The 23,322-nt window shown below is 71.1% G+C and carries 18 protein-coding genes and 1 pseudogene; 11 read left to right on the top strand and 8 right to left on the bottom strand.

The features are described 5' to 3' along the window. Nucleotides 1-82: 82 nt before the first annotated feature. The 11 genes from C1703_RS33005 to C1703_RS32955 all read left to right on the top strand — a co-directional run bounded on the left by C1703_RS33005 (nucleotide 83) and on the right by C1703_RS32955 (nucleotide 13,593). A complete protein-coding gene (locus tag C1703_RS33005; RefSeq protein ID WP_114256265.1) occupies nucleotides 83-2,941 on the top strand; it encodes an FAD-binding and (Fe-S)-binding domain-containing protein in 2,859 nt (952 codons plus the stop codon). 251 nt (nucleotides 2,942-3,192) lie between these two features. Beyond that, on the top strand, nucleotides 3,193-4,542 hold the full coding sequence (locus tag C1703_RS33000) for an aminotransferase class III-fold pyridoxal phosphate-dependent enzyme (protein ID WP_114256264.1): 1,350 nt from the start codon (nucleotides 3,193-3,195) through the stop codon (nucleotides 4,540-4,542). Nucleotides 4,543-4,627: 85 nt separating this feature from the next. Beyond that, nucleotides 4,628-5,653, top strand: a complete 1,026-nt coding sequence (locus tag C1703_RS32995) for a phosphotransferase (protein ID WP_232840668.1) — start codon at nucleotides 4,628-4,630, stop codon at nucleotides 5,651-5,653. A 48-nt stretch (nucleotides 5,654-5,701) separates the two neighbouring features. Then, nucleotides 5,702-6,388 carry a haloacid dehalogenase type II gene (locus C1703_RS32990; RefSeq protein ID WP_114256262.1) on the top strand — a complete coding sequence of 229 codons (687 nt, stop codon included), beginning with the start codon at nucleotides 5,702-5,704 and terminating at the stop codon, nucleotides 6,386-6,388. A 366-nt stretch (nucleotides 6,389-6,754) separates the two neighbouring features. Next, nucleotides 6,755-7,852: an ABC transporter substrate-binding protein gene (locus tag C1703_RS32985; protein ID WP_198678337.1), complete on the top strand. Its 1,098-nt coding sequence runs from the start codon at nucleotides 6,755-6,757 to the stop codon at nucleotides 7,850-7,852. Further along, a complete protein-coding gene (locus C1703_RS32980) occupies nucleotides 7,845-9,011 on the top strand; it encodes an ABC transporter ATP-binding protein (protein ID WP_232840667.1) in 1,167 nt (388 codons plus the stop codon). The genes C1703_RS32985 and C1703_RS32980 overlap by 8 nt, the downstream gene beginning before the upstream one ends. 3 nt (nucleotides 9,012-9,014) lie before the next feature. Continuing rightward, on the top strand, nucleotides 9,015-9,920 hold the full coding sequence (locus C1703_RS32975; RefSeq protein WP_114256261.1) for an ABC transporter permease: 906 nt from the start codon (nucleotides 9,015-9,017) through the stop codon (nucleotides 9,918-9,920). Further along, the gene (locus tag C1703_RS32970; protein ID WP_232840666.1) at nucleotides 9,917-10,759 is read left to right on the top strand and encodes an ABC transporter permease; all 843 of its coding nucleotides are present in this window, start codon (nucleotides 9,917-9,919) and stop codon (nucleotides 10,757-10,759) included. Before C1703_RS32975 ends, C1703_RS32970 begins: the two co-directional genes overlap by 4 nt. Before the next feature lie 141 nt (nucleotides 10,760-10,900). Next, nucleotides 10,901-12,355, top strand: coding sequence for an NAD-dependent succinate-semialdehyde dehydrogenase (locus C1703_RS32965; RefSeq protein ID WP_114256259.1), 1,455 nt, complete (start codon nucleotides 10,901-10,903; stop codon nucleotides 12,353-12,355). A gap of 102 nt (nucleotides 12,356-12,457) precedes the next feature. Next, a complete protein-coding gene (locus C1703_RS32960) occupies nucleotides 12,458-12,808 on the top strand; it encodes a cupin domain-containing protein (RefSeq protein ID WP_114256258.1) in 351 nt (116 codons plus the stop codon). Between the two features lie 50 nt (nucleotides 12,809-12,858). Next, nucleotides 12,859-13,593, top strand: coding sequence for an SDR family NAD(P)-dependent oxidoreductase (locus tag C1703_RS32955; RefSeq protein WP_114256257.1), 735 nt, complete (start codon nucleotides 12,859-12,861; stop codon nucleotides 13,591-13,593). A gap of 127 nt (nucleotides 13,594-13,720) precedes the next feature. Here C1703_RS32955 and C1703_RS32950 read toward each other — a convergent pair whose 3' ends face one another. The 8 genes and pseudogenes from C1703_RS32950 to C1703_RS32915 all read right to left on the bottom strand — a co-directional run bounded on the left by C1703_RS32950 (nucleotide 13,721) and on the right by C1703_RS32915 (nucleotide 23,294). Beyond that, nucleotides 13,721-14,284, bottom strand: coding sequence for a DinB family protein (locus tag C1703_RS32950; RefSeq protein ID WP_114256256.1), 564 nt, complete (start codon nucleotides 14,282-14,284; stop codon nucleotides 13,721-13,723). Nucleotides 14,285-14,383: 99 nt separating this feature from the next. Continuing rightward, a complete protein-coding gene (locus tag C1703_RS32945) occupies nucleotides 14,384-15,217 on the bottom strand; it encodes an IS5 family transposase (protein WP_114256255.1) in 834 nt (277 codons plus the stop codon). 11 nt (nucleotides 15,218-15,228) lie between these two features. Continuing rightward, nucleotides 15,229-15,675 carry a RacP protein gene (locus C1703_RS32940; RefSeq protein WP_114257705.1) on the bottom strand — a complete coding sequence of 149 codons (447 nt, stop codon included), beginning with the start codon at nucleotides 15,673-15,675 and terminating at the stop codon, nucleotides 15,229-15,231. A gap of 6 nt (nucleotides 15,676-15,681) precedes the next feature. After that, nucleotides 15,682-15,867, bottom strand: a pseudogene (locus C1703_RS32935) (DUF6192 family protein); the annotation flags it as partial. 358 nt (nucleotides 15,868-16,225) lie between these two features. Then, nucleotides 16,226-18,586, bottom strand: coding sequence for an SWIM zinc finger family protein (locus tag C1703_RS32930; RefSeq protein WP_114256254.1), 2,361 nt, complete (start codon nucleotides 18,584-18,586; stop codon nucleotides 16,226-16,228). Next, nucleotides 18,583-21,411: a DEAD/DEAH box helicase gene (locus C1703_RS32925; protein ID WP_114256253.1), complete on the bottom strand. Its 2,829-nt coding sequence runs from the start codon at nucleotides 21,409-21,411 to the stop codon at nucleotides 18,583-18,585. The genes C1703_RS32930 and C1703_RS32925 overlap by 4 nt, the downstream gene beginning before the upstream one ends. A 156-nt stretch (nucleotides 21,412-21,567) precedes the next feature. After that, nucleotides 21,568-22,149 (bottom strand): sugar kinase, encoded by a 582-nt coding sequence (locus C1703_RS32920; RefSeq protein WP_114256252.1) that lies wholly within the window; start codon nucleotides 22,147-22,149, stop codon nucleotides 21,568-21,570. Next, a complete protein-coding gene (locus C1703_RS32915) occupies nucleotides 22,146-23,294 on the bottom strand; it encodes an ROK family glucokinase (RefSeq protein WP_037759848.1) in 1,149 nt (382 codons plus the stop codon). Before C1703_RS32915 ends, C1703_RS32920 begins: the two co-directional genes overlap by 4 nt. Nucleotides 23,295-23,322: the final 28 nt, after the last annotated feature.

The following is a 23,322-nucleotide window of genomic DNA, read 5'->3' as shown; positions in this document are numbered from 1 at the left end:
GCCGTGAGGTGCTCCGTACCGTCCGAGAGATCCTCCGCGTCGTCGCCTCGCGGGCAGCGGGCCTGCCAAGGGCGGCGGAGTGATGACGGCCGCCGTCACGTCCTTGGTCGTCCGGCTCGCCGAGATCGCGCCCGGTCTGCGGGTGGAGACCGGCCCGGGAGCGACGGGACCCTACGCCTACGACGCCTCCAACTACCGTGTCCCGCCGCAGGCCGTGGTCTTCCCGCGTACCGCCGACGATGTGGTGGCGGTGGTGCGGGCCTGCCGGGAGACGGGCATCCCGGTCACGGCCCGGGGTGGTGGCACGAGCATGGCCGGCAACGCGGTCGGGCCGGGGGTGGTGCTGGATTTCTCCCGGTACATGAACCGGATCCTGGACATCGACGTCGAGGCCCGTACGGCGCGGGTCGAGGCCGGTGTCGTCCTGGACGCGCTGCGCGGCGCGACCGCGTTGCACGGGCTGGATTTCGGGCCGGATCCGTCCTCGCACAGCCGCTGCACCCTCGGCGGCATGATCGGCAACGACGCGTGCGGCAACCGGTCGGTGCGCGACGGGCGGACCAGCGGCCACGTCGAGGCCCTGGAGATCGTGACGGCGGACGGTGTGCGGGCCGTGGCCGACCACACGGGGCTGCATCCGGTGGACCCTGGTGACGGCGAGGTCATCGCGCGCCTGGAATCCGACCTCAGGCGGTTGGTCGAGGACAATCTGGCGCCGATCCGTACCGAGCTGGGCCGGATCCCTCGTCAGGTGTCGGGTTTCCAGTTGCAGCACCTGCTGCCGGAGAACGGCTTCGATGTGGCTCGTGCTCTGGTGGGCACGGAGGGCTCCTGTGCGGTCGTCACCGCCGCGACGGTCCGCCTGGTGGCGGCCGCACAGGCATCCGCGCTGCTGACGCTGGGCTACGAGGACGTGGTCGAGGCGGCCGAGGACGTGCCGGAGATCCTGCGCTTCTCGCCCAGCGCGGTGGAGGGCATGGACGAGGCGATCGTGGCCACCATGCGTGCCCGCCGCGGCCCCGATTCCGTCACCGGGCTGCCCGAGGGGCGGGCCTGGCTGTATGTCGAGCTGGAAGGCGACGACCCGGCAGTGGTCAACGCTCGGGCCGCTGAGCTGCTGGATGTGCTCAAGGCGAGGGGGCGGATGACGGGCGGCCGGGTCGTGGAGAGCCCGGCGGAGCGGCGTGCGCTGTGGCGGGTGCGTGAGGACGGGGCCGGGCTGGCCGCCCGGCTCGTGGACGGCGGCGAGTCCTGGCCCGGCTGGGAGGACGCGGCCGTCGCCCCGGAGCACCTGGCCGCCTACCTGCGCGACTTCCGCAAGCTGCTGGCCACGCACCAGCTGACCGGTGTGCTGTACGGGCACTTCGGCGCCGGCTGCGTCCACGTGCGCATCGACTTCGACCCGGCGACGGAGGCGGGGCGGGCGGTCATGCGCCGGTTCCTCACCGAAGCCGCCGCCCTGGTCGTCGGGCACGGCGGCACGCTGTCGGGCGAGCACGGTGACGGACGCGCCCGCAGCGAACTGCTCCAGGTGATGTACAGCCACCGCATGATCGGCCTGTTCGCCGCGTTCAAACAGGTTTTTGACCCCGAGGGGCTGCTCAACCCGGGCGTGATCGTCGACCCCGCGCCCTTGGACGCCGACCTCGCGCTGCGTGAACTGCCAGTGTTGGACACGGCGTTCGGTTTCCCGCACGACGAGGACGGTTTCGCCGGCGCCGTACGCCGCTGCGTCGGTGTGGGGCGGTGCCGCAGTGACGCGGGCGGGGTGATGTGCCCCAGCTACCGGGCCACGGGCGAGGAGAACGCCTCCACCCGCGGCCGGGCCCGCATGCTCCAGGAGATGGTCCGCGGCGAGACGATCAAGGACGCCTGGCGCTCGACCGAAGTGCGCGATGCCCTCGATCTGTGCCTGTCGTGCAAGGCCTGCTCCAGCGACTGCCCGGTCGGCGTCGACATGGCCACCTACAAGGCGGAGTTCCTCCACCAGCACTACAAGGGCCGCCTGCGCCCCCGTTCCCACTACTCACTGGGCTGGCTGCCCAAAACCTCCGCCCTGGCCGGATACGCCGCCCGGCCGGTCAACGCCCTGCTGCGCGGGCCGCTCGGCAAACTCCTGGCCCGCCTGGGCGGCGTCACGACCAAGCGGCGAATCCCCGCCTTCGCCTCCCGCCGCGCCCTGCGCAGGATCCTGCGCGCGGCCCAGGCCCCCGGGCCCGCGAAGGCCGTGCTGTTCGTCGACAGCTTCACCCGCGCCTTCCGACCCGAGATCGCGGGAGCCGCGAGCCGGGTGCTGGCCGACGCCGGTATCCCCTGCGCGCCGCAGGAGGGACTGTGCTGTGGGCTGACCTGGGTCAGCACCGGCCAGCTGAACGTCGCCCGCCAGATCATGGCCCGCACGGTCGCCGCGCTCGACGACGGTGACGACCGGCCGATCATCGTGGCCGAGCCGAGCTGTGCGGCAGCGTTGAAACGTGACGTCCCCGAACTGCTCGGCACCGAGGCCGCCCAGCGCGTGGCGAGCCGCGTCCAGACTTTCACCGGGGCCCTCACGGATCTCGCCGATCAGGACTGGAGCCCGCCACCGCTGCCCGAGAACGTCGTCCTCCAGACTCACTGCCACGAGTACGCCACCTTCAAGGGCCGCCGCCCCGCCGACCTCCTGCGCCGACTCGGCGTGCGCGAGGTGGACGAGGCCGAGGGCTGCTGCGGACTCGCCGGGAACTTCGGCTTCGAGGCCGAGCACTACGAAACGTCGATGGCCGTCGCCGATCTGGCCCTCAAACCCCGCATCGACCACCTCGACGGACGCCCCGTCGTCGCCGACGGCTTCAGCTGCGCCACCCAGATCGACCACCTCGCCGGAGACCGGGACATCCGCGCCCTGCACCTCGCGGAACTCCTCGACCCCGCCGCCGAACGTCCGGAAGACGCCTCATGACCGAGGCAGTGGACGTCACCCGCTGAGCGATCACGCACGCATCGCGGGCGACCCGCAAGACAGCCCTGCCGTCGCCCAATTCCACTACTGGATAGGCGAGTTGGCACCCGCGGAACCTGACCCTCGGATCCTCCGTGAAGTCAGCCAAAAAAGTTTCTAGTTTCAGGTTGGAACTGGAACGAACGATGGTATGGTCTCAGCCACAGCAGCGAGCAAACCTCGACGAGAACAGACTGAAGGTGTGCCTGCAGATGACTTCGACGCTTAGTCGGGCGATCGCCAACTACCCCAACCGGTTCGATCCCGGGGTACTGAGCGAGCTCCCCGAACACCTCCAGGAGACGATCCGGCGCCGCAACAGGGTCCTCGGCCCCGGCTACACCCTCATCTACAAGGAGCCGGTCGAGTTCGTCTCCGGTCACGGGGCCCACCTGATCGACCGCGACGGCAACGACTACCTGGACGCCTACAACAACGTCCCGTGCGTCGGGCACGCCCACCCGCACGTGGCCGAGGCCGTCGCCCGCCAGATGAAGGCGGTCAACACCAACACGCGCTACGTCCAGGAAGCCCTGGTCGACTACGCGGAGCGGCTGCTCGCGACCTTCCCCGAGGAACTGTCGAAGCTGAGCATCGCGTGCAGCGGCTCGGAGGCGAACGACCTGGCGGTGCGGGTGGCTCGGTTCCACACGGGCGGCGAGGGCATCATCGTCACCCGCTGGGCCTACCACGGCATCACCCGCGAGGTGGCGAGCTTCTCCCCGCACCTGGGCGCCGGCTCACCGCTCGGTCCGAACGTGCGGCTGATCGACCCGCCGGACCCGCGCCTCGCCGCCCCGGGGACCACGCTCGCCGAGCACATGCGGCAGCAGGTGCGCGGCGCGATCGAGGACCTGGAGCGCCACGGCTTCCGGCTCGCCGCCCTGATCACCGACTGCGCCTACACCAGCGACGGCATCTTCACGGACCCGCCCGGCTACATGCCGGGTGTGGTGGAGGAGGTGCACGCGGCCGGCGGTGTCTACATCGCGGACGAGGTCCAGTCCGGTTTCGCCCGGCTCGGGGAGTCGATGTGGGGGTTCACCCGCCACGGCGTGCTGCCGGACATCGTGACCATGGGCAAGCCGATGGGCAACGGGATGCCGATCTCCGGTGTCGTCTTCCGTCCCGAGGTCTGTGAGGAGTTCGGACGCAACGTCCGCTACTTCAACACCTTCGGCGGCAGCTCGATCCCCGTGGCCGCCGGCGCCGCCGTGCTGGACGTCCTGGAGAAGGAGAACGTGCAGCAGCGCGTCCTGGAGTGCGGCAACGCTCTGCGCGCCGGGCTGCGGGAGATCACCAAGGACTCCCCCTTCGTCGCCGAAGTGCGCGGTGCCGGCCTGTACGTCGGCGTGGAGATCGTCAAGGACCGGGACACCCTCGAGCCGGACCGCTTGCTGACCGAGGACGTCATCAACGACATGCGGGACCGCCGGATCCTGATCAACGGCACGGGCCGGTCGGCGAACACCCTCAAGATCCGCCCCCCGCTGGCCTTCGACTCCGCCGACGTCACCCGCTTCCTGGAGACCTTCGCCGAAGTCGCGAAAAACCGCCTGTAGCAGCAGGACGCCCCCGAAGGGACTGACCGTGAACACCTCACCGGCTTCGAACCATGCACAACGCCTCCTCGAGGAGAGCGGCCTGGTGGCGTCCCACGAGCCCATCGACGCGGTGCTGGTGAGCATCTTCCTCGAGAGGCACTACCGCCTGGGCGGGCGGCTGGAGCGGCTGGCGACCGAGAAGGACGACACGTTCAGGCTCCGGACCGACGCGGGCGACCACCTCGTGAAGGTCTCACCGCCGGACGAGGCGGAGGAGGTCGTCGACCTCCAGACCGCCGCGATGCGCTACCTCGAACGCACCGCCCCGCAGTTGCCGGTCCAGCGGGTGAGGCTGACCGCCGGCGGGGACGACAGCGTGGCCATCCTGCTGAACGACGGCAGACGACGGATCCTGCGGGTGTTCGACTTCGTCGAAGGCCCCGTCCTGGCCCAGACGAACCCGGACGCCGAGCAGCTCGCCAAGGCAGGCGAGATGCTGGGACGGATCGACGTGGCGCTGAACGCGTTCACGCATCCGGCGGCCGGACGCGGTCTGGTGTGGGACATCCGCCACTTCCACCAGCTGACCGGCCTCGTCCAGTACACACCGGACCCCGAGCACCGCCGATTGGCCCGAGAGGTCTTCTGGAACTTCGACGAGACCGTCGTCCCGAAGCTGGGCGTTCTCGAGACGCAGGTGATCCACGGCGATTTCAGCCCCTACAACGTCGTGGTGGACCCCGGCAGCGAGGAACACTTCGTCACCGGTGTCATCGACTTCGGCGACACCGTGCGCAGCGCGGTGATCTTCGACCCCGCCGTGCCCATGGCGAACCTGCTCGGCCGGACGCCGGAACAGCCCTGGCGGGACGCCCGCGCCTTCCTGGCCGGCTACCAGCGGGAGCGGCCGATCAGGGCTTCGGAGCTTCCCCTGCTCCCCGTCGCCGCACTGGCACGCCTCACCCTGCGCGCGCTCCTCGCCAACTGGCGAGCGGAGCGCGCACCCGAACGGCGCGAGTACCTCCTCGCTCACGCCAAGGACGACTGGACCAACATCGAGCGCGCCTTGGCCGTAAGCCTGAACGACGTCGTCGCGCAACTCAGGGAATCCCGGCACGGGCACGCCTGAGAACCCCACCACTGTCCCGTTTCGACAAAGGAAGATCGGAGCAACCTCATGAGCAACAGAATTCCCTCGCTGCAGTTCCGTCCGAAGTACGTCTCGTTCGACTGCTACGGCACGCTGATCGAGTGGCCGATGACCCCCATCACGCGGGAACTCGTGGGCGACCAGATCCCGGCCGAGCAGTGGGACCAGTTCGTCAAGGAGTTCCGCGGCTACCGCTACGACCAGGTCTGCGGCGACTACTACCCCTACGAGCAGGTGCTGCAGGACTCCTTCGAGCGGGTCTGCCGCAAGTGGGGCATCAAGGCCGCTCCCGACGCCGGCAAGCGGTTCGCCGACGGCGTGCGCAGCTGGGGCCCGCACGCCGACGTGCCCGAGCCGCTGAAGAAGATGGGCGAGAACTACAAGCTGGTCATCCTCTCCAACGCCGACGACTCGTTCCTCCAGGAGAGCGTGCCCCGGCTCGGGGCGGACTTCCACGCGGTCTTCACCGCGGAGCAGGCCGGCTACTACAAGCCCCGCTACGCCGCGTTCGAGTACATGCTCGACCAGCTCGACGCGTCCCCCGAGGACTTCGTGCACGTCGCCTCGCACACCCGCTACGACCACATGCCGATGCACGACATGGGCTTCCGCAACCTGGTCCTGCTGGACCGCGGCTACGACCCGGTCACCCACGGCTACGACTACGTCACGGTGAAGTCCCTGGACGACCTCAACACCATGCTCGGCATCTGATACACAGCTCACACCCGTCCCGCATGGCACCGCCGCGAAAGGCGTGAGCGCCTCACAATTCGCGCTGCCGTGCGGGATGAAGCTCCGGCCTGCCCCGCAATCGGCCTCTTCTGCACTGCGGGCGCGACGGTAATCAAATCGATAGCGAGGAACCTCGCGCTGATTACCTCGTGACGGTTACGGTGCGGCTTCACCGAAGATTCTCCCTTTCTTCTCTTTCCTCCGGGTCTCGCTCGGCGGGCCCCTCGGGCCCCGTGCGTTTCCCTCCGCCGATTACCGGCGCCCCAAAAGCCCCCCGCATCGGGACACCTATGTCCCCGCATCACGGATTTCCCGCATCCCCAGCGATCTCCAGGAGGCACCGCCATGGAAGGCAAGCAGATAGGACGCAGAACCGTACTCCGCACCGCAGGAGCCCTGGCTGCCGCCACCACGGTGGCCGGCTGCGGCAACCTCATGGGCAACGGCGAGAGCCGCACCTCGTCGGGCGGTGGCGGTAAGAAGCGGCTCGTCGTCAGCAACAGCGGTGGCGCCTACAACGATGCTCTGACGAAGGCGATCTACGAGCCGTTCACCAAGGAGACCGGCATCACGGTCACGACGGTGAACTACCAGTCGGCGCAGGTCATCGCCCAGGTCAAGCAGGGCCGTCCGCAGGTCGACCTGATGGACAACTCGCTGCTGATCTTCCAGAAGATGGCCCGGCTGGACTGTCTGGAGCCGATGGACCACGACCGGCTGAAGAGCGTCAAGGGCGCCGGCATCCCGGAGCACCAGCTGCCGGAGCACGCGGTCGGCAAGAACGTGTGGTGCAGCCTGATGGCCTACCGCACGGACAGCCTGAAGCGCGCCCCGAAGAGCTGGGCGGACTTCTGGAACACCGATGCCTTCCCCGGCCCGCGTTCGCTGCAGAGCGCGGAGGTCGACATCCCGGAGCTGGAGTTCGCGCTGCTGGCCGACGGTGTGCCGCTGGACAAGCTCTACCCGCTGGACGTGGACCGGGCCTTCAAGGCCATGTCGCGGATCCGCGGCGGCGTGAAGAAGTTCTGGAACACCGGCGCCCTGCCGGCCGTCCTGATCGGCCGCAAGGAAGTCGTCGCGACCAGCCTGTACGGCGGCCGGGCGGACGAGCTGATCAAGCAGGGCATGCCGGTCGCCTACCAGTGGAACGGCGCGCGACGGCTCACCAACGGCTGGGGCATCCCCAAGGGCGCGAGCAACCCGGACGCCGCCTACAAGCTGATCGACTTCTCCCTGCGCCCCGAGGTCCAGGCGGCCTTCGCCAAGCTCTACCCCGGTGGCCCGGTCGTTCCCGGCGCGATCAAGCTCCTCTCGGAGGACGTCCTGGCCACGCTGCCGACCTCGCCGCAGAACCTGAAGGTCGGTTTCGACGCCGACGTCGCCTGGTGGGACAAGAACCGTGACGCCGTCACCAAGCGCTGGCAGGAGTGGGCCGATGCCTGAGACGACCCATACGCTCAACACCGGGCAGCTGTCAGCAGACGACCTCGCCGCCGTCCTGGCCCCACGGTCCAACGCGCCGACCGGCAGGTCGCTGTCGGTGAAGGGGCTGCGCAAGTCCTACAGCGGGACGACGGTGGTCGACGGTGTGGACATGGAGATCGCGGCGGGTGAGTTCGTCACCTTCCTCGGCTCCTCCGGCTCGGGCAAGACCACGACGTTGATGATGCTGGCCGGGTTCACCGAGCCCGACTCCGGCACCATCGCCGTCGACGGCCGGGACATCACCCGCCTCAACCCCGGCAAGCGCGACTTCGGCTTCGTCTTCCAGCAGTACCTGCTCTTCCCCCACATGACCGTGACGGAGAACGTCGCCTTCCCCCTGCAACTGCGCGGCGTGTCGAAGACGGAGATCCGCCGACGGGTCGGGGAGACACTGGAGGCGGCCGGGCTGTCGAAGTTCGCCGGCCGCAAGCCCCGCGAACTCTCCGGCGGCCAGCAGCAGCGCGTCGCGCTGTGCCGGGTCCTGGTCTACCGCCCCCCGATCGTGCTGATGGACGAACCGCTGGGCGCGCTGGACAAGAAGCTGCGCGACCAGATGCAGACCGAGATCAAGTCCATCCAGCGCGAACTCGGCCTGACCGTCGTGTATGTGACACATGACCAGGAGGAAGCCCTGGTCATGTCGGACCGGATCGCCATCATGAAGGACGGCCGCATCGAGCAGTTCGACACCCCTCGCGGCCTCTTCGAACGACCCTCCTCTCCCTTCGTCGCCGACTTCCTGGGCGCCGCCAACTTCCTCACCGGCAAGGTCGAGGAATCGACCGAGGACGGGTGCACCCCGGTGCGTCTGGACACCGGCGGTGTCCTCAAGGCCCGCGCGCACGCCTTGGCTCCGGGCCAACGGGTCCGCGCCGCCGTCCGGCCGAGCAAGCTCCGCCTGGTCAGCGCCGAGGAGAGCTGCTGTACCGGCACGGTCGAGACGTCTGTGTACTGCGGTTCGCTGACCCGCGTCACCGTGCGCCTGGACGGAGCCGCCCCCGGCACACCCCCACTGCGCATCGAAACCGCCGCCACCCCGCCGCGCCCGGGCGAGCGGGTGTGTGTCACCGCCGACCGTGAGGACGTCAGTGTCTTCGACGAGACGGACGGGGGGTGAGTCATGGCCGGCACCGCTCTCGCACCCGCCAAGGTGCCCGTGAGGAAAACGTCCGCCAAGCGCGGACACCGCTCCCGCATCGCCCTGGTCAACGCCGTCCCCGTCACGGTGTTCCTCCTCGTGCTGTTCGTCTACCCGATCGTCGGCGTGCTCTCGCTGAGCCTGAAGGGCGACAGCGGCGGGTTCACCCTGCACTGGTACACCGACGCCCTCAGCGGCGCGAACCTGTCCGTGCTGATGTCCACCCTGCGCATCTCGGCGGAGACCGCGGTACTCAGCCTGCTGGTGGGCTTCGTCCTGGCCCACGCCATCGCCCGCATGCGGCCCGTCTTCGCCGCACTGGCCATGCTGATCGTGGTCGTGCCGCACTTCATCAGCGCCCTGGTGCGCACCTACGGCTGGATCATCATGCTCGGTGAACACGGCCTGATCAACACACTGCTGACCTCCATGGACATGCCCGGCGCGCCGTACTCGCTGCTCTACAACGAGACGGGTGTGGTGATCGGTACCACCTCGGTGATGCTCCCCTACACCGTCCTGGTGTTGCAGGGCGTGATGCGGGGCGTCGACCGTCGGCTGCTCGCCGCGGCCGCCGGGTTCGGTGCCTCCCGTTGGACGATCTTCGTCAGGGTGTATCTGCCGCTGGTCGCGCCGGGTATCGGCACGGCGGGGCTGCTGAGCTTCATCCTCTGCCTGGGCTACTACATCACCCCCGCCCTGATGGGCGGTGACCAGCAGACCGTCGTCGCCGCACTGATCGACCAGCAGGTCATGAAGCAGGACCAGTGGAACTCGGCCGCCGCCTTCGGCGTCATCCTGCTCCTGCTCACCTTCGCCGGCCTGGGCATCCTCGGCCTGGCCAAGCTCCGCCGGAAGAAGACGGCAGCACGAGGAGGCAGCTCATGATGGAACTGCCCCCCACCCGGGCCGGACACATCGGCCGGGCCCTGAGCGCCACCGCCATCCTGCTGTTCCTGGCGATGCCCATCGTGATCATCCTGGTCACGTCCTTCGGCGCCGACGGCATCGGCACCTTCCCGCCCAAGGACTACAGCACCCGCTGGTACGAGCAGATGGCCGCACCCGGCGGCAACTGGGCCACCTCCATCGCCCTGTCCAGCCTCATCGCGGCACTGACCACCGTGTTCTCCCTGATCCTGGGCGTGACCGCGGCGACCGCCCTGGCCCGTGGCCGGCTGCCCCTGCACGCGGCCGTCTACGGACTGGTCCTGGCCCCCATGCTCATCCCGCAGGTGGTCATCGCGCTCGGGTTGTTCCTGTTCTTCGAGCCGGTCGGCATGCTCGGCAGTCCCCTGGCCATCGCCCTGGGCCACACCGTGCTGGCCTCGCCGGTGGCGATCCTCATCATGATCTCCACCCTCAAGGGCATCGACGAGCGGCTGGAGGACGCCGCCGCCAGCATGGGCGCGAGCCGGATGACCATCGCCCGGCGCATCACCTTCCCCCTGGCCACCCCCGGCCTGATCGCCGCCGCGGTGTTCTCCTTCATCACCAGCTTCGACGAGTTCTTCATCGCCCAGTTCCTGTCCACCCCCGACACCCGCACCCTGCCGGTCCTCGTCTACAACGCCCTGCAGTTCGACGTCGATCCGACCGTCACCGCCGTCAGCGCCGTCCTGATCGCCCTGGCCATCCTGGCCCTCGCCCTGGTCGCCCTCGTCCGCAAGCTGGGTGGCCACCGCAACCAGCAAGGCGGCCTCCTGCCGACGGAACCCCTCGCCTGACCAGCGACCCAGAGCGGCCCACACCTGCTGCCTCCCCCGGGCCGCAGGTGTGGTGCCCACCAACCGGACGCGGTGCGACGTCCGTCCGCGAAACACGGGGCAACAGCACCCGCCTTTTCACATTCCGAGGAGAAGTCAGCCATGACCACGACCGTCGTCCGTGATGTTCCCAAGCAGCTGTTCATCGGGGGGAGTTGGCAGGACGCGGAGTCCGGCCGGACCCTGCCCGTCGACAACCCCGCCACCGGCGAGGAACTGTGCCGCGTCGCCGACGCCTCACCCGCCGACGGCCGCCGCGCCGCCGAGGCCGCGGTCGCCGCCCAGCCCGCCTGGGCCGCCACCCCACCCCGCGTGCGCAGCGAGATCCTGCGCCGCGCCTACGACCTCATCATCGCCCGCACCGAAGAACTCGCCCTGCTGATGACCCTGGAGATGGGCAAGCCCCTGGCCGAGGCACGCGCCGAAGTCGCCTACGGCGCCGAGTTCTTCCGCTGGTTCTCCGAAGAAGCCGTCCGCATCGACGGCGGCATGATGACCGCCCCCGACGGCAAGAACCGCCTGCTGGTCACCCGCCAGCCCGTCGGCCCCTGCCTGCTCATCACCCCCTGGAACTTCCCCCTGGCCATGGGCACCCGCAAGATCGGCCCCGCCATCGCCGCCGGCTGCACCATGATCCTCAAACCCGCCCCCCAGACCCCCCTGACCAGCCTCGCCCTGGCACAGATCCTCACCGAAGCGGGTCTGCCGGCCGGCGTGCTCAACATCGTCGTCACCTCCGACGCCGCCGGGGTCGTCGAACCCCTCCTGCGCGGCGGCGCCATCCGCAAGCTGTCCTTCACCGGCTCCACCCAGGTCGGCCGGATCCTGCTCGCCCAGTGCGCCGACACCGTCATCCGCACCAGCATGGAACTGGGCGGCAACGCCCCCCTCATCGTCTTCGACGACGCCGACCTCGACACCGCCGTCGAGGGCACCATGGTCGCCAAGATGCGCAACATGGGCGAATCCTGCTGCGCCGCCAACCGCATCTACGTCCACACCTCCATCGCCGACGAGTTCGCCCAGCGCCTGACCGCCCGCATGGCCCAGCTCAAAGTCGGCGACGGCACCCACCCCGGCACCGACGTCGGCCCCCTCATCGACACCGCCGGCCGCAGCAAGGCCCACGACATCGTCCAAGACGCCGTCAAGCGCGGCGCCACCGTCCTCACCGGCGGCCAACTCCCCGAAGGACCCGGCTGCTTCTACCCGCCCACCGTCCTCACCGGCATCACCCCCGACGCCGCCATCAACGACACCGAAGTCTTCGGCCCCGTCGCCGCCATCCTCACCTTCGACACCGAGGACCAGGCCATCACCGCCGCCAACAACACCGAATTCGGCCTGGCCGCCTACCTGTTCACCCAGAACCTCGACCGCGCCCTGCGCGTCGCCGAACGCCTCGAAAGCGGCATGATCGGCCTCAACACCGGCCTCGTCTCCAACCCCGCAGCCCCCTTCGGCGGCATCAAGCAGTCCGGCCTCGGCCGCGAAGGCGGCACCGTCGGCATCGGCGAATTCCTCGAATACAAGTACATCGCCGTCCCCGTGGCATAACGACGCGCCTGGGTGCCGGGCCGCGATGAAGGCAAGGCCGAGGCACCCACATTCCTGTCGATCCCCGTAGAGGAATCGATCCCTAGAGATGAGGAGTCATTGATGTCCGCTTTCGTCCACGTTCCCGCCGCGAGGATCACCGGGGATCTCGAGCCGATCGGTCAGCGCCCTGGTGCGGACTCCGGCGACCCGCAGTTGGGCCGTCTCCGCTTCGACACCGATGAGACGGTCCTGGCGGGCGTCTGGGAGTCCCAGCCCGGCGGGTGGCCTGTCGAGGAGCGCGAGGACACCGAGACCTGCTACATCCTGAGCGGCCGCGCGATCATCACCGACGCCGCGACGGGTGAGACCTTCGAGATATCGGCCGGTGACGTCATCGTCCAGCCCAAGGGCTGGTCCGGCCGCTGGGACGTCAAGGAGACGATCCGCAAGGTGTACAGCATCGGCAGGTGACGGCCTCACGGCTTCCGCTCAGTCGATCCCAGCCAGCCGAGGAGGCATACATGAGACTTCGCGATGTCAATGCTGTGATCACGGGTGCGTCGAGCGGGATCGGCAGGGCGGTCACCTCCCATTTCCGCCGCGAGGGCGCCAACCTCCTGCTCACCGGACGGCGAGCCGAGGTCCCCGACGGCAGTGCGGGCGACGTCTACCTGCCAGGGGACCTCAACGACGAGGACTTCGTCTCGACGCTCGCCGACCGCGCGGCGGATCACCTGGGAGAGGTCGGTGTCGTCGTCCTCTGCCACGGACACCAGGCGTCCAGTCCGCTGCAGGACATGAGCTACGACGACGCGCGTGAGGTGCTGCACGGCAACCTGCTGAGCGCGTTCCTGGTCATGAAGCACCTGATGCCGCTCGCGCCGGAGTCGGGGGCGTCGATGGTGTGCGTCAGCTCGCGGCTCGGCATGGTCGGTATGCCGAACCAGACCATGTACTCCGCGGCCAAGGGCGGCCTCATCGCGCTGGCGCGCGGCGCCGCCGTCGAATGGGCGGACCGCGGCATCCGCGTCAACGTGGTGGCGCCCGGTCTGACCATGACACCCGTCATCGAGGCGGCGTTCCAACGACGGCCCGATCCCGCCGCCTACCGTCGCAGCCGGGAAGACTCGATCCCGATCGGCCGCCTCGCCACACCCGAGGAGATCGCCGACGCGGTCCTCTTCCTCGCCTGCCCGGAGTCGTCGTACATCACCGGCGCCGTCCTGCCCGTGGACGGCGGCTACACGGCGTTCTGAGTGCCTGTTTCTGAGCTGAACATGACATGACCACTTGCGGTGTCTGGGCGTTTGCCCAGCTCAGAATTCGAACGGCGGGGTTTGGTTGGCGGGGGCGGCTGGTCGACTGCTGCTCACCGCACCCGGCTCATATTCGGTGCGGCGCGGCTCCGTCCTGCCAGCGGTAGAGGTCGCGCAGCAGGGAAATTTCGGCGCCGTGATGGATCAGCTCCCTGTTGACGTGCAGGACCCTGTTCTCCATGGGATACGGCTCGGGACCCATCGCGGGCGGATTGCCCAGGTCAGCGTCCGAGAGTTCGCGGACCCCCGCGTTCCATCTCCCGTACAACTCATCGAGCTGTTTTAGCGCCTCGTCAGCGGTCCCCGCGTAGGCGAACGCCTCGGCGTCGAAGTCCTGGCCGTCGAAGTACCATTCGACCCGATAGGCCAGGCACGAGACGATGATGTGCGCCAGCCGCCAGGCAATCGTGGTCACCGGCGCCGGCTCCGGGGCAGGGGACGCGAAGTCCATCGTCCACTCCCCTGAACCCGCCGACATCGGTGCGGCCGACGTGCCACGTGGGCGGATGCTCCAGCAGCCGCGCACCGGCTCCCAGAAGTACTCCTCGTCGGTAAGACCGTCCAGCCGTGGCCGCAGGTTCTTGCGCCAGTACCAGTCCAACTGCTCCGCGAGCCGCTCGCTTCTTGTCATTGCCGCACACTACAGACCCGTCGAGCAGAGCGTGCCGGCCTGGTGGACGAATTGGGTTGACTTGAGGACCCGGTGACTTCTCGGTGGCACTGCTGACCGTCAGTGCCGATCGGATCGGTCGCGGTGGGCCTCGCGGGAGGCCGGCTGTCCGCTCCTGCGAGAGCTTCGGCGGGTGATGAGCGATTCCGAGTGTTGGACGAGCCGTTCGTAGTCACGCGCGTGTCTGCGGGCATGCATGACCCACGCATGCGAACGTTCGACGACCCAGCGCCGGGGCAGGACGACGAACCCGGGGACGTTCTTCGGCCGGCTGACGGTCTTGATCGTCAAGCCCAGGAAGGTCTTCGCCCAGTCGACGAGCTGTCCGGCATAGGCGGAGTCGGCCCAGACGATGGTGATCTCGGGGTGCATCAGCCGCAGCCGGAACAGTACTTCCTTGGCCGCGGTGCGGTCGGTCATGTCGGCCGGGGTGACCATGACGAAGAGCGGCAGGCCCTTGGTGTCCACGACCAGGTGTCGCCTGCGGCCGTTGATCTTCTTGTCGGCGTCGTAGCCGCGGGAGTCCTTGCCGACGGTCTCGGCGGCCTTGACCGACTGCGAGTCGATGACGGTGGCGACCGCTCCGGGCGCCTTGCCCATCTCGCGGCGGATCCGTTTGCGGAGCTGGTCACGGATCTGCCGGATGACGCCGCAGGCGGCCCAGCGGGCCATGAACCCGTAACACGTGCGCCAGGACGGGAAGTCCTTGCGCAGGGCCCTCCACTTGCAGCCCGTATCCACGACGTAGCGGATGGCGTCCACGATCGCCCGGCGGGGGTGCTTCTCCGGACGGCCGCCGGCCGGGGGCTCACAGGCCGGGACCGGCAGCAGTGGTTCGATCAGCGCCCATTCGTCGTCCCAGGTGTCAGAGGGGTAGCAGCGCCTGCGCGGCATCGTTGCCTCCCTCAAAGACGGGGGCGGGCGTCGGCGTCGGTGTAGTCGGCGATGACGTCGAGTGTCGACTCGACCGAGTTGAGCTGGGTGTTGAGGTGTTTGATCCACCGGCCTTTGGGCTGGAGGGCCGCGTGCGGGGCGACGGTTCCGGTGATGAACCGGCGGATCTCGGTGAGCTTGCCCCGGATGATCGCGATCTCGTATGCCTGGAGTTCGACGGGGTCGGCGCAGAACTTGTAGCCGTCCTTCTTCGTCCAGATCAGCGGCGGCCAGCCGCGTTCGGTGATGATGTCCCGCAGGCAGGCAAGCCCCGCGCGGGTCTGGTGAGGGGAGAGTTCCCTGGATCTGACCAGCTGGACAAAGGTCAGTCCGGCCGGCCGGGCTTCGAAGGGCACGAACCGGACGGTGTCGGCGTGTCGCTGGGCCGCCGGCGATCTGCGCTCGGAGGCACGGGGCATCGGCCATTCACCCTGCAGGAGCTTGGCCAGTTCGCCGTCGACGTCGACCTTGCCGGTGTCCACGGCCGTCTCGATCCAGTCCGGCGTCGCCCTCACGCGTGCGACGTTCTCGTGCACGATCACGCGTTCGTCGTCGCCGAGCTGGCGGTCGCGCATCCCGGGGACGACCCGGCCGGCCGCCGCGACGAACGCAAGACCGCGTTCGAACGGCGGTCCACCCTCGCGACCCAAGTTGTCCCGCTCGGGGCACTCGGCACGACCGGCGCCACCCAGTTCCGCAGCCACCCGCTTGCGCAACCGTAGGTCCCGACGCCACTGCCTGGCACGACACGCCGTAGAGCAGAACCTCGCCCAAGGCGGAGCACCCGGCCTCAGCCGACTCCCACACCCCACGCACGCACGCTCCACAGCCTGCCCGGCATCCTCGGACACTCAGCCAGCTTAGGGCACAAAGCTACTCAAAACCCGGGATCGCAAACAGGCACTGAACCGGCCTCTCGGAAGATCGTGCCTGAACCGCCGGGGAGTTGACCCGTCGACAGGCGGCCCCTCAGAGTTCGCCGGAAAACCCGAGGCCCGTCAGTGCGCCGACCGGATCCAGGTCCGGGGTGCCGCGCGGCCACCAGTCGTCCTGGCCGGGCTCGGACTCGTAGGCGTACCACAGGCCGTCACGGCCGAGGCGGAGCTGGACGTGGCCCCGGGGGTGGGTGAGGTGGTTGCGCCAGGGCCGGAACGCGGGCAGGTCGGCGGCGAGGAGGAGCGGCCGGGCCCGGTCGAACCGCCCGGCCGGCGGGTCCCACGGCTCCTCCAGTACGGCGAGGCCTTCCAGCCCGCCCTGCCGCCAGGCCGCGACCGCGCGGGCCAGGTCGGACGGCGTACGGCCCGCTGCGGCGGCCAGGGAGGAGTAGAGCGCCCGGGTGCCGGCGGTGAGGCCCGAGCCGGGACGGGCCGCGGCCAAGCGCACCGCGTCCTGCCAGAGGGTGAGCTGGCCGACCGGGTCGCGGCCGGTGGTGAGCAGGGCGTGCGCCCGGGCGGCGGCGTCCGTGGCCAGCTGGTCCAGGGCGAAGGGATCCGGGCCGCCGGGGGCGGCCGGGTAGGCCGGGGGCTGCTCGGGGTGCGGGGGCGCGGGCAGCGGCGCCGGAAGGGGCGGGAGGGTGCGCGGCGCGAGGACGTCACTCGCCCGTACCCCGGGCGTCGGGGCCGGTTTACGGTCCTGGGCGGCGCGCGCCGCGCGGGTGGCGCTCAGCCGGGACAGCGCGTCGAGCAGTTCGCGTTCGCCGCGGCCGCGCAGCAGGAGCAGGACGAAGGGATCGGCGTCGAGCAGCCGGGCGGTCTGGTAGCAGAGGGCGGCGGCGTGCTTGCAGGGGTGGCCGCGGTCGGGGCAACTGCAGCGCGGCTCGAGGTCGCCCGGGCCGGGGAGCAGGGGCACGCCGCAGTCGGCCAGGGACTGCGGCATCTCCTTGTCGAGCAGCGCGGCGATGTGGCCGGGCCGGTCGGCGGCGGCGTCCAGGAACCGGTCCCAGTCGGTGTCGCCGAGGGTGCGCAGCCGTAGCTGGACGCGGTACGGGCGCGGGCGGCTGCCGCGCACGTAGGCCAGGACGAGACCGGGCGTCACCGTGATGGCGTCGACATGCCCCCGCTCGGCATACCCCCGCCCGCGCTCCAGCCGCTTGGCATCCAACGCCCCCTGCTCCAGCGCACCGACCCAGGCGTTCCCCCACCAGCTCTCGGCGAAGGTCTCGCCCTCCCGGGCCGGGAAGGGCGGGAAGGTACGACGGAGGTCACTGTCGCGGTGGGGGGCGGCCATCGAACGGGGGGCTGTGTGGGGGGTGGGACGGGTGGAGGCCGACGTCGGAGCCGGTTCCGACGGTGGGTCGGACTCCGGGGCGTCCGACGGTGGGTCGAACGCCGGCACGGAGGGCCGGGACGCGGGGGCGCCGAACTCCGACCCGGGGTCGCCGGACTCCGACCCGGGGTCGCCGGACTCCGACCCGGAGGCGCCGGACTCCGACTCGGAGGCGCCGGGCGCCGACACTGGGTCGCCGGACTCCGACGCGGGGTCTTGGGGCACGTGGTCGCCGGACACGGGCCCACTCCCCCAGGGCTCCTGATCACCGGCCTCGTCCGCCAAGCCCTCCAGGGTGTAAGGGGTCGCGCCCGGTCGGTCGCCGGGGGGCGCGTCGGGCCGGTCGTCAGGCGTCGCATCCGGCAGGCCCGGCAGTCGGAAAGCGCCGGACAGCAACGGGCGTACGTCACGCACTGACCCACCGGCGCCGCGGTCCCGCGCTCGCCGCGCGGCCGCGGCTCTGTCGTCCACGGCGCTCTGCCGGGCCCGGCGCCTCCGCCGGGCCCCTTCCCGCTCGGTCTCCTCCCGGGCCCGCCGCGCGTCGTCCCGAGCGGCGCGCAGCGCCTCACGTGCGACGTCCGCCGCGCGGGGCCCGGGCCCGTCGGTGTCACGGCCGGCCGTCGAGGCCTGCTCGGCTTCCTCCCCAGGGTGGGCGTCGGCCGGGACGGCCCCCGTGCGGCCCTCCTGCGGATCGCCAGGCGCTGCCGGCTCCGGCGGCGCCCCCACCGCCTGGGCGTCCTCGGGCGCAGCGGGGTCCTCGGGCGCACGGGCGTCCTCAGACGCACCGGCGTCCTCCACCGCGTCCTGCCCGCTGACCCGGCCGTCACCACCCCAGCCGCTCCCCGCGACCGCACCCTGCTCGCCCGCCCGGTCCTCGCCACCCCAGCCACTCCCCCGATGCTCGGACACCGCCCTCCGCAGCGCCTCGCGTGCCACGTCCCCCGGGCGGGGTGTCTCCTGGTCGGCAGTGGGTGGTGGAGGGGGCGTCGAGCGCGGGGGCTGGGGCGCTCGCTCTCGGGCTGCCCGCAGGGCGCGGCGGGCCTCGTCGGCGGGGCGGGACGTCATGTCGTCCTCCGCAGGGACACCAGGTCGGACAGCTCGCGGTCCGTCAGTTCGGTGAGGGCCGACTCGCCGGAGCCGAGGATCGCGTCGGCCAGGGCGCGCTTGGCCTGGAGCATCTCGGCGATGCGGTCCTCGACCGTGCCCTCGGTGATGAGGCGGTGGACCTGGACGGGCTGGGTCTGGCCGATGCGGTAGGCGCGGTCGGTGGCCTGTTCCTCGACGGCCGGGTTCCACCAGCGGTCGAAGTGCACGACGTGGCCCGCGCGGGTGAGGTTCAGGCCGGTGCCCGCCGCCTTCAGGGAGAGCACCAGGACCGGGGTCGAGCCGGCCTGGAAGCGGTCCACCATGCGTTCCCGCTCCGGGACCGGCGTGCCGCCGTGCAGGAGGTCGACCGGGACCGCGCGGCCGGCCAGGTGGGAGGTGATCAGGCGGGCCATCCCCACGTACTGCGTGAAGACCAGGGCGGAGCCGTCCTCGGCGAGCAAGGTGTCCAGCAGCTCGTCCAGCAGGGCGAGTTTGCCGGAGCGGGTGGCGTGCCGGTCTCCGGCCGGGACGTGCTCCTCCTTCAGGTACAGCGCGGGGTGGTCGCAGATCTGCTTCAGGGACGTCAGCAGCTTCAGCACCAGGCCCCGCCGGGCCATGCCCTCGGCCGTCTCGATGGCGAGCATCGACTCGCGGACCACCGCCTCGTACAGCGCGGCCTGTTCGCGTGTGAGCGGGACCGGGTGGTCGGTCTCCGTCTTGGGCGGCAGCTCGGGCACGATGCCCGGGTCGGACTTCCTGCGACGCAGCAGGAAGGGCCGGACCAGGCGGGCCAGGCGCTCGACCGCCTCCTCGTCCTCGCCGGTCTCGACGGCCCGGGCGTGCCGCGCGCGGAAGGACTTCAGCGGCCCGAGCAGGCCCGGGGTGGTCCAGTCGAGCAGGGCCCACAGCTCCGAGAGGTTGTTCTCGACGGGCGTGCCCGTGAGGGCCACGCGCGCGGGGGACGGGATCGTGCGCAGCGCCTTGGCCGTGGCCGAGTAGGGGTTCTTGACGTGCTGCGCCTCGTCGGCGACGACCATGCCCCAGGCCTGCTCGGCCAGGGCGGGGGCCGCCGAGCGCATCGTGCCGTACGTGGTCAGGACGAAGCCGCCGTCCAGGCCGGCGAGGCTGCGGTCGGGGCCGTGGAAGCGGCGGACGGGGACGCCGGGGGCGAAGCGGTTGATCTCCCGCTGCCAGTTGCCGAGCAGGGAGGCCGGGCAGACCACCAGGGTCGGCTCGCGGCGGGCCCGCTTCAGGTGCAGGGCGATGAGGGTGATCGTCTTGCCGAGGCCCATGTCGTCGGCGAGGCAGCCGCCGAGGCCGAGGGAGGTCATGAGGTCGAGCCAGGCGAGGCCGCGGAGCTGGTAGTCGCGGAGGGTGGCGTGCAGGCCCGGGGGCGGCTCGGCCGGGCGGATCCCCCTGGTCAGGCGGTCGCGCAGGGCGGCCAGCGCGCCGACCGGGACGGCCTCGACCGTCTCGCCGTCCACCTCGGCCGTGCCCGTGAGGGCGACGGACAGGGCGTCGACGGGGTCGAGCAGCCCGAGGTCGCGCTTGCGGGCCTTGCGGACGAGGGCAGGGTCGACCAGCACCCACTGGTCGCGCAGCCGGACGACCGGGCGGTGGGCCTCGGCCAGGGCGTCCATCTCGCTGTCGGTGAGCGGGTCGCCGCCGAGCGCCAGCTGCCAGCGGAACTGGAGGAGGTCCTCGCTCTCGAAGAAGCCGGTGCCGTCGGTCGCCGAGCCGGGCGCGGGGCGGACCACCGCCGTGGCGGACAGGTCCTGCGCGAGGTCCCTCGGCCAGTGCACGGCGACACCGGCCGCGGCGAGCCGGGTGGCGGCGATGCCGAGCAGGTCGCTGACTTCCTCCTCGCTCAGGGCCAGCACGTCGGGCACGTCCTGCTCGGAGAGCCGGTCCAGGGGCGGCCACACCCGGGCCGCGCGGCGGACGGCGAGGGCGGCGTCGACCCGCGCGCGGGGGCCGAAGGCGTCGTCGGTCTCGCCCGCCCACAGGGCCGCCGCGTCGGCCACGAGGGTGGGGTCGGCGAGGCTGTGCACCTGGACGACGGCCGCGCCGGCGCTGCGCGCCCCGCCGTCCAGGGCGTCGTCGAACAGGTCGTACGCCGACAGGTCGAGGCGGAGCGAGATGCGCACGCCGGCGTCCATGCCGGCGGCGACCTCGGCGGCCCAGTCCTGGGCGCCGGGCAGGTGCTGGGCCTCGCGGGCGGCGAAGGGGCGGCCGGTGGTGTGGGGTGCGGCCGGGGTGCGGGGCAGGGTGTCGGCGACCGCGTCCAGGAAGGCGCGGACCAGCGCTTCCGGTTCGGGCAGGCGGATCGGGCCCGGGCCGGGCAGCGGCACGGCGTGCCCTTCGTACGGCAGGGCGGCGGCGACCGCGCGCAGGTGGGCGATGTCGTCCGGGTCGAGGGGGCCCGCGCGCCAGGCGTCGTGGCCGGTGGCGGTCAGGCCGGGCAGGAGCCGGCCGCGGGCGGTGAGCCGCAGGGCGTGCAGGGCGGCCGCGCCCCAGCAGGCCGTGGCGGGGTGGGCCGCCGGGTCGTGGCGCGCCCGCACCAGGAGCGGCAGGGCCGCTTCCAGCGGGAGGGTCAGCGCCGGGGCGGTCCGCCGCCGGACTCCCGCGCCGTGCCGTCGTACGACGGTCAGCTCGGTGTCCTCGGCGGGCAGGGGCTCGCCCTCGGGGTCCCAGAAGGCGATGCGTCCCTGGCGCGGCAGGGGCGCGGGCAGGAAGACGGCCGGGAGCCGGACCGGGGCCGTCGGCTCCCCCGCCCGCTCGGCCACCGCAGCCGTGTCACCCATACGTCCTGCCACCTCCCGCCCGCCTGTCGGATCAGTTGTCTCCGACTCTACGGGCGGGGTCTGACAATCGGCCCCGGCGGCGGGTGGGGGCGGGGTCTGACGATCCGCCCCGGCGGCGGGTCGGGGCGGGGACCCGGCACTCGGCCCCCGCAGCGGTCAGGGCACGGTCCGGGAGACGACGTACACCCAGGGGTACGCCGGGTTGGAGAGGTCCACGACCACGTCGTGCGTGGGGGCCGGGTTCTTCTGCCGGTGGACGAAGCCGTACCACCCGTCGCCGCCGGGGAACTTCCAGCCGGTCACCTTCCGGTCGCGGGCGCCGATGGTGATGTCGCCCTTCTTCAGGTCCTCGCGGGTCATGCCGAGGCCCGTCAGGTAGGCGTCCAGGCCGGCCGCGTTCGTCTCGAACTGGGTGTAGAGGCGGCTGGTCTTCCAGTTGTTGGTCTCGTAGTACGCCACGTGCCAGGCCGGGTGCGGGACGGGCACCTGGTAGATGCGGCGCTGGAGCTTGGAGGGCCAGCCCTCGGTGAGGCCGGTCGCCGAGTACTTGGCCTCCTTGTCCTTGCCGCTGTCGCGGCTCTGGTTCGCGGAGATCACCAGGTAACCGGCCGGGATGCCGATGAGCAGCACGATGATCAGCAGGGTGAGCGCCCTGCGGCGGATCATGTGGCGGCGGTCCTCGACCGGGCGGTCCGGGTCGTCGGGCCAGGGGCCCTGGTGGGGCAGGGAGGCGGTCACAGCGTCTCCTGGGAGCTGCGGAGCGACTGCGTGTACCGCTCGTAGCGCTCGTAGCGCTCCACACGGCGGCGCTTGGCGCGGCGGAAGCGGCGGGCGACGAGCCGGGCGAGGTCGGCGGCGCCGACCATGCCGGCCTCGGGGCCGAGCTGGGCGCGGACGATGCGGGCCTCGGGGCGGTAGCCGCGGCCGGTGAGGTGCCGTTTGAAGGCGTCGCGGGCCGGGCCGATCAGCAGGTCGTCGGCGGCCGAGACGCCACCGCCGATCACGAAGCAGGAGGGGTCGAGGGCGGCGGCGAGGTTGGCGATGCCGACGCCGAGCCACTGGCCGATGTCCTGGAGCAGCTCGATGCACATGGCGTCGCCGTCGCGGGCCAGCTCGGTGATCATCGGGCCGGTGATGTCGCCGATGCTGCCCTTGACGTGCTCGATGATCCCGTACGCGACCGGGGAGTCGGCGGCGGCCAGTTCGCGCGCCTCGCGGACCAGGGCGTTGCCGGAGCTGTACTGCTCCCAGCAGCCGCGGTTGCCGCAGGGGCAGCGGTGGCCGCCGGGCACGACCTGCATGTGGCCGAACTCGCCGGCGACGCCGTACTTGCCGCGCTTGACCTGGCCGTCCTCCAGGATCGCGCCGCCGATGCCGGTGCCCAGCGTGATCATGACGAGGTGGTCCTCGCCGCGGCCGGCGCCGAAGCGCCACTCGGCCCAGGCGGCGGTGTTGGCGTCGTTGTCGACGAGCACGGGGACGGACAGGCGGCTGGCGAGGCGGTCCCTGAGGGGTTCGTTGCGCCAGGACAGGTGGGGGGCGAACAGCACGCGGTTGCGGTCGGCGTCGACCCAGCCGGCCGCGCCGATGCCGACGGCGTGCACGTCGTGCCGGTCGGAGAGGTCCAGGACCAGCTCGGCGATCGTGTCCTCGACGACCTTGGGGCTCTTGGACTTGTCCGGGGTCTCCGTGCGGAGCTTCTCCAGGATGTTGCCGTCGGCGTCGACGACGCCCGCCATGACCTTCGTACCGCCGATGTCGATGCCGACCGTGGGCACGCGGGGGGCCGTCAGGTGTGAGCGGCGCTCCCGGGTGCCGACCGTGCGGAGCACGGTGGCACGGCGGGAGCCGATGGGGGCGGTGAAGTCGCGGTAGGTGCTCATCGCGCCCGATTCTGCCTCACAGGACGGC

Source organism: Streptomyces sp. Go-475, assembly GCF_003330845.1.
Lineage (GTDB): Bacteria > Actinomycetota > Actinomycetes > Streptomycetales > Streptomycetaceae > Streptomyces.
This window is presented reverse-complemented; position numbering and strand designations above follow the sequence as displayed.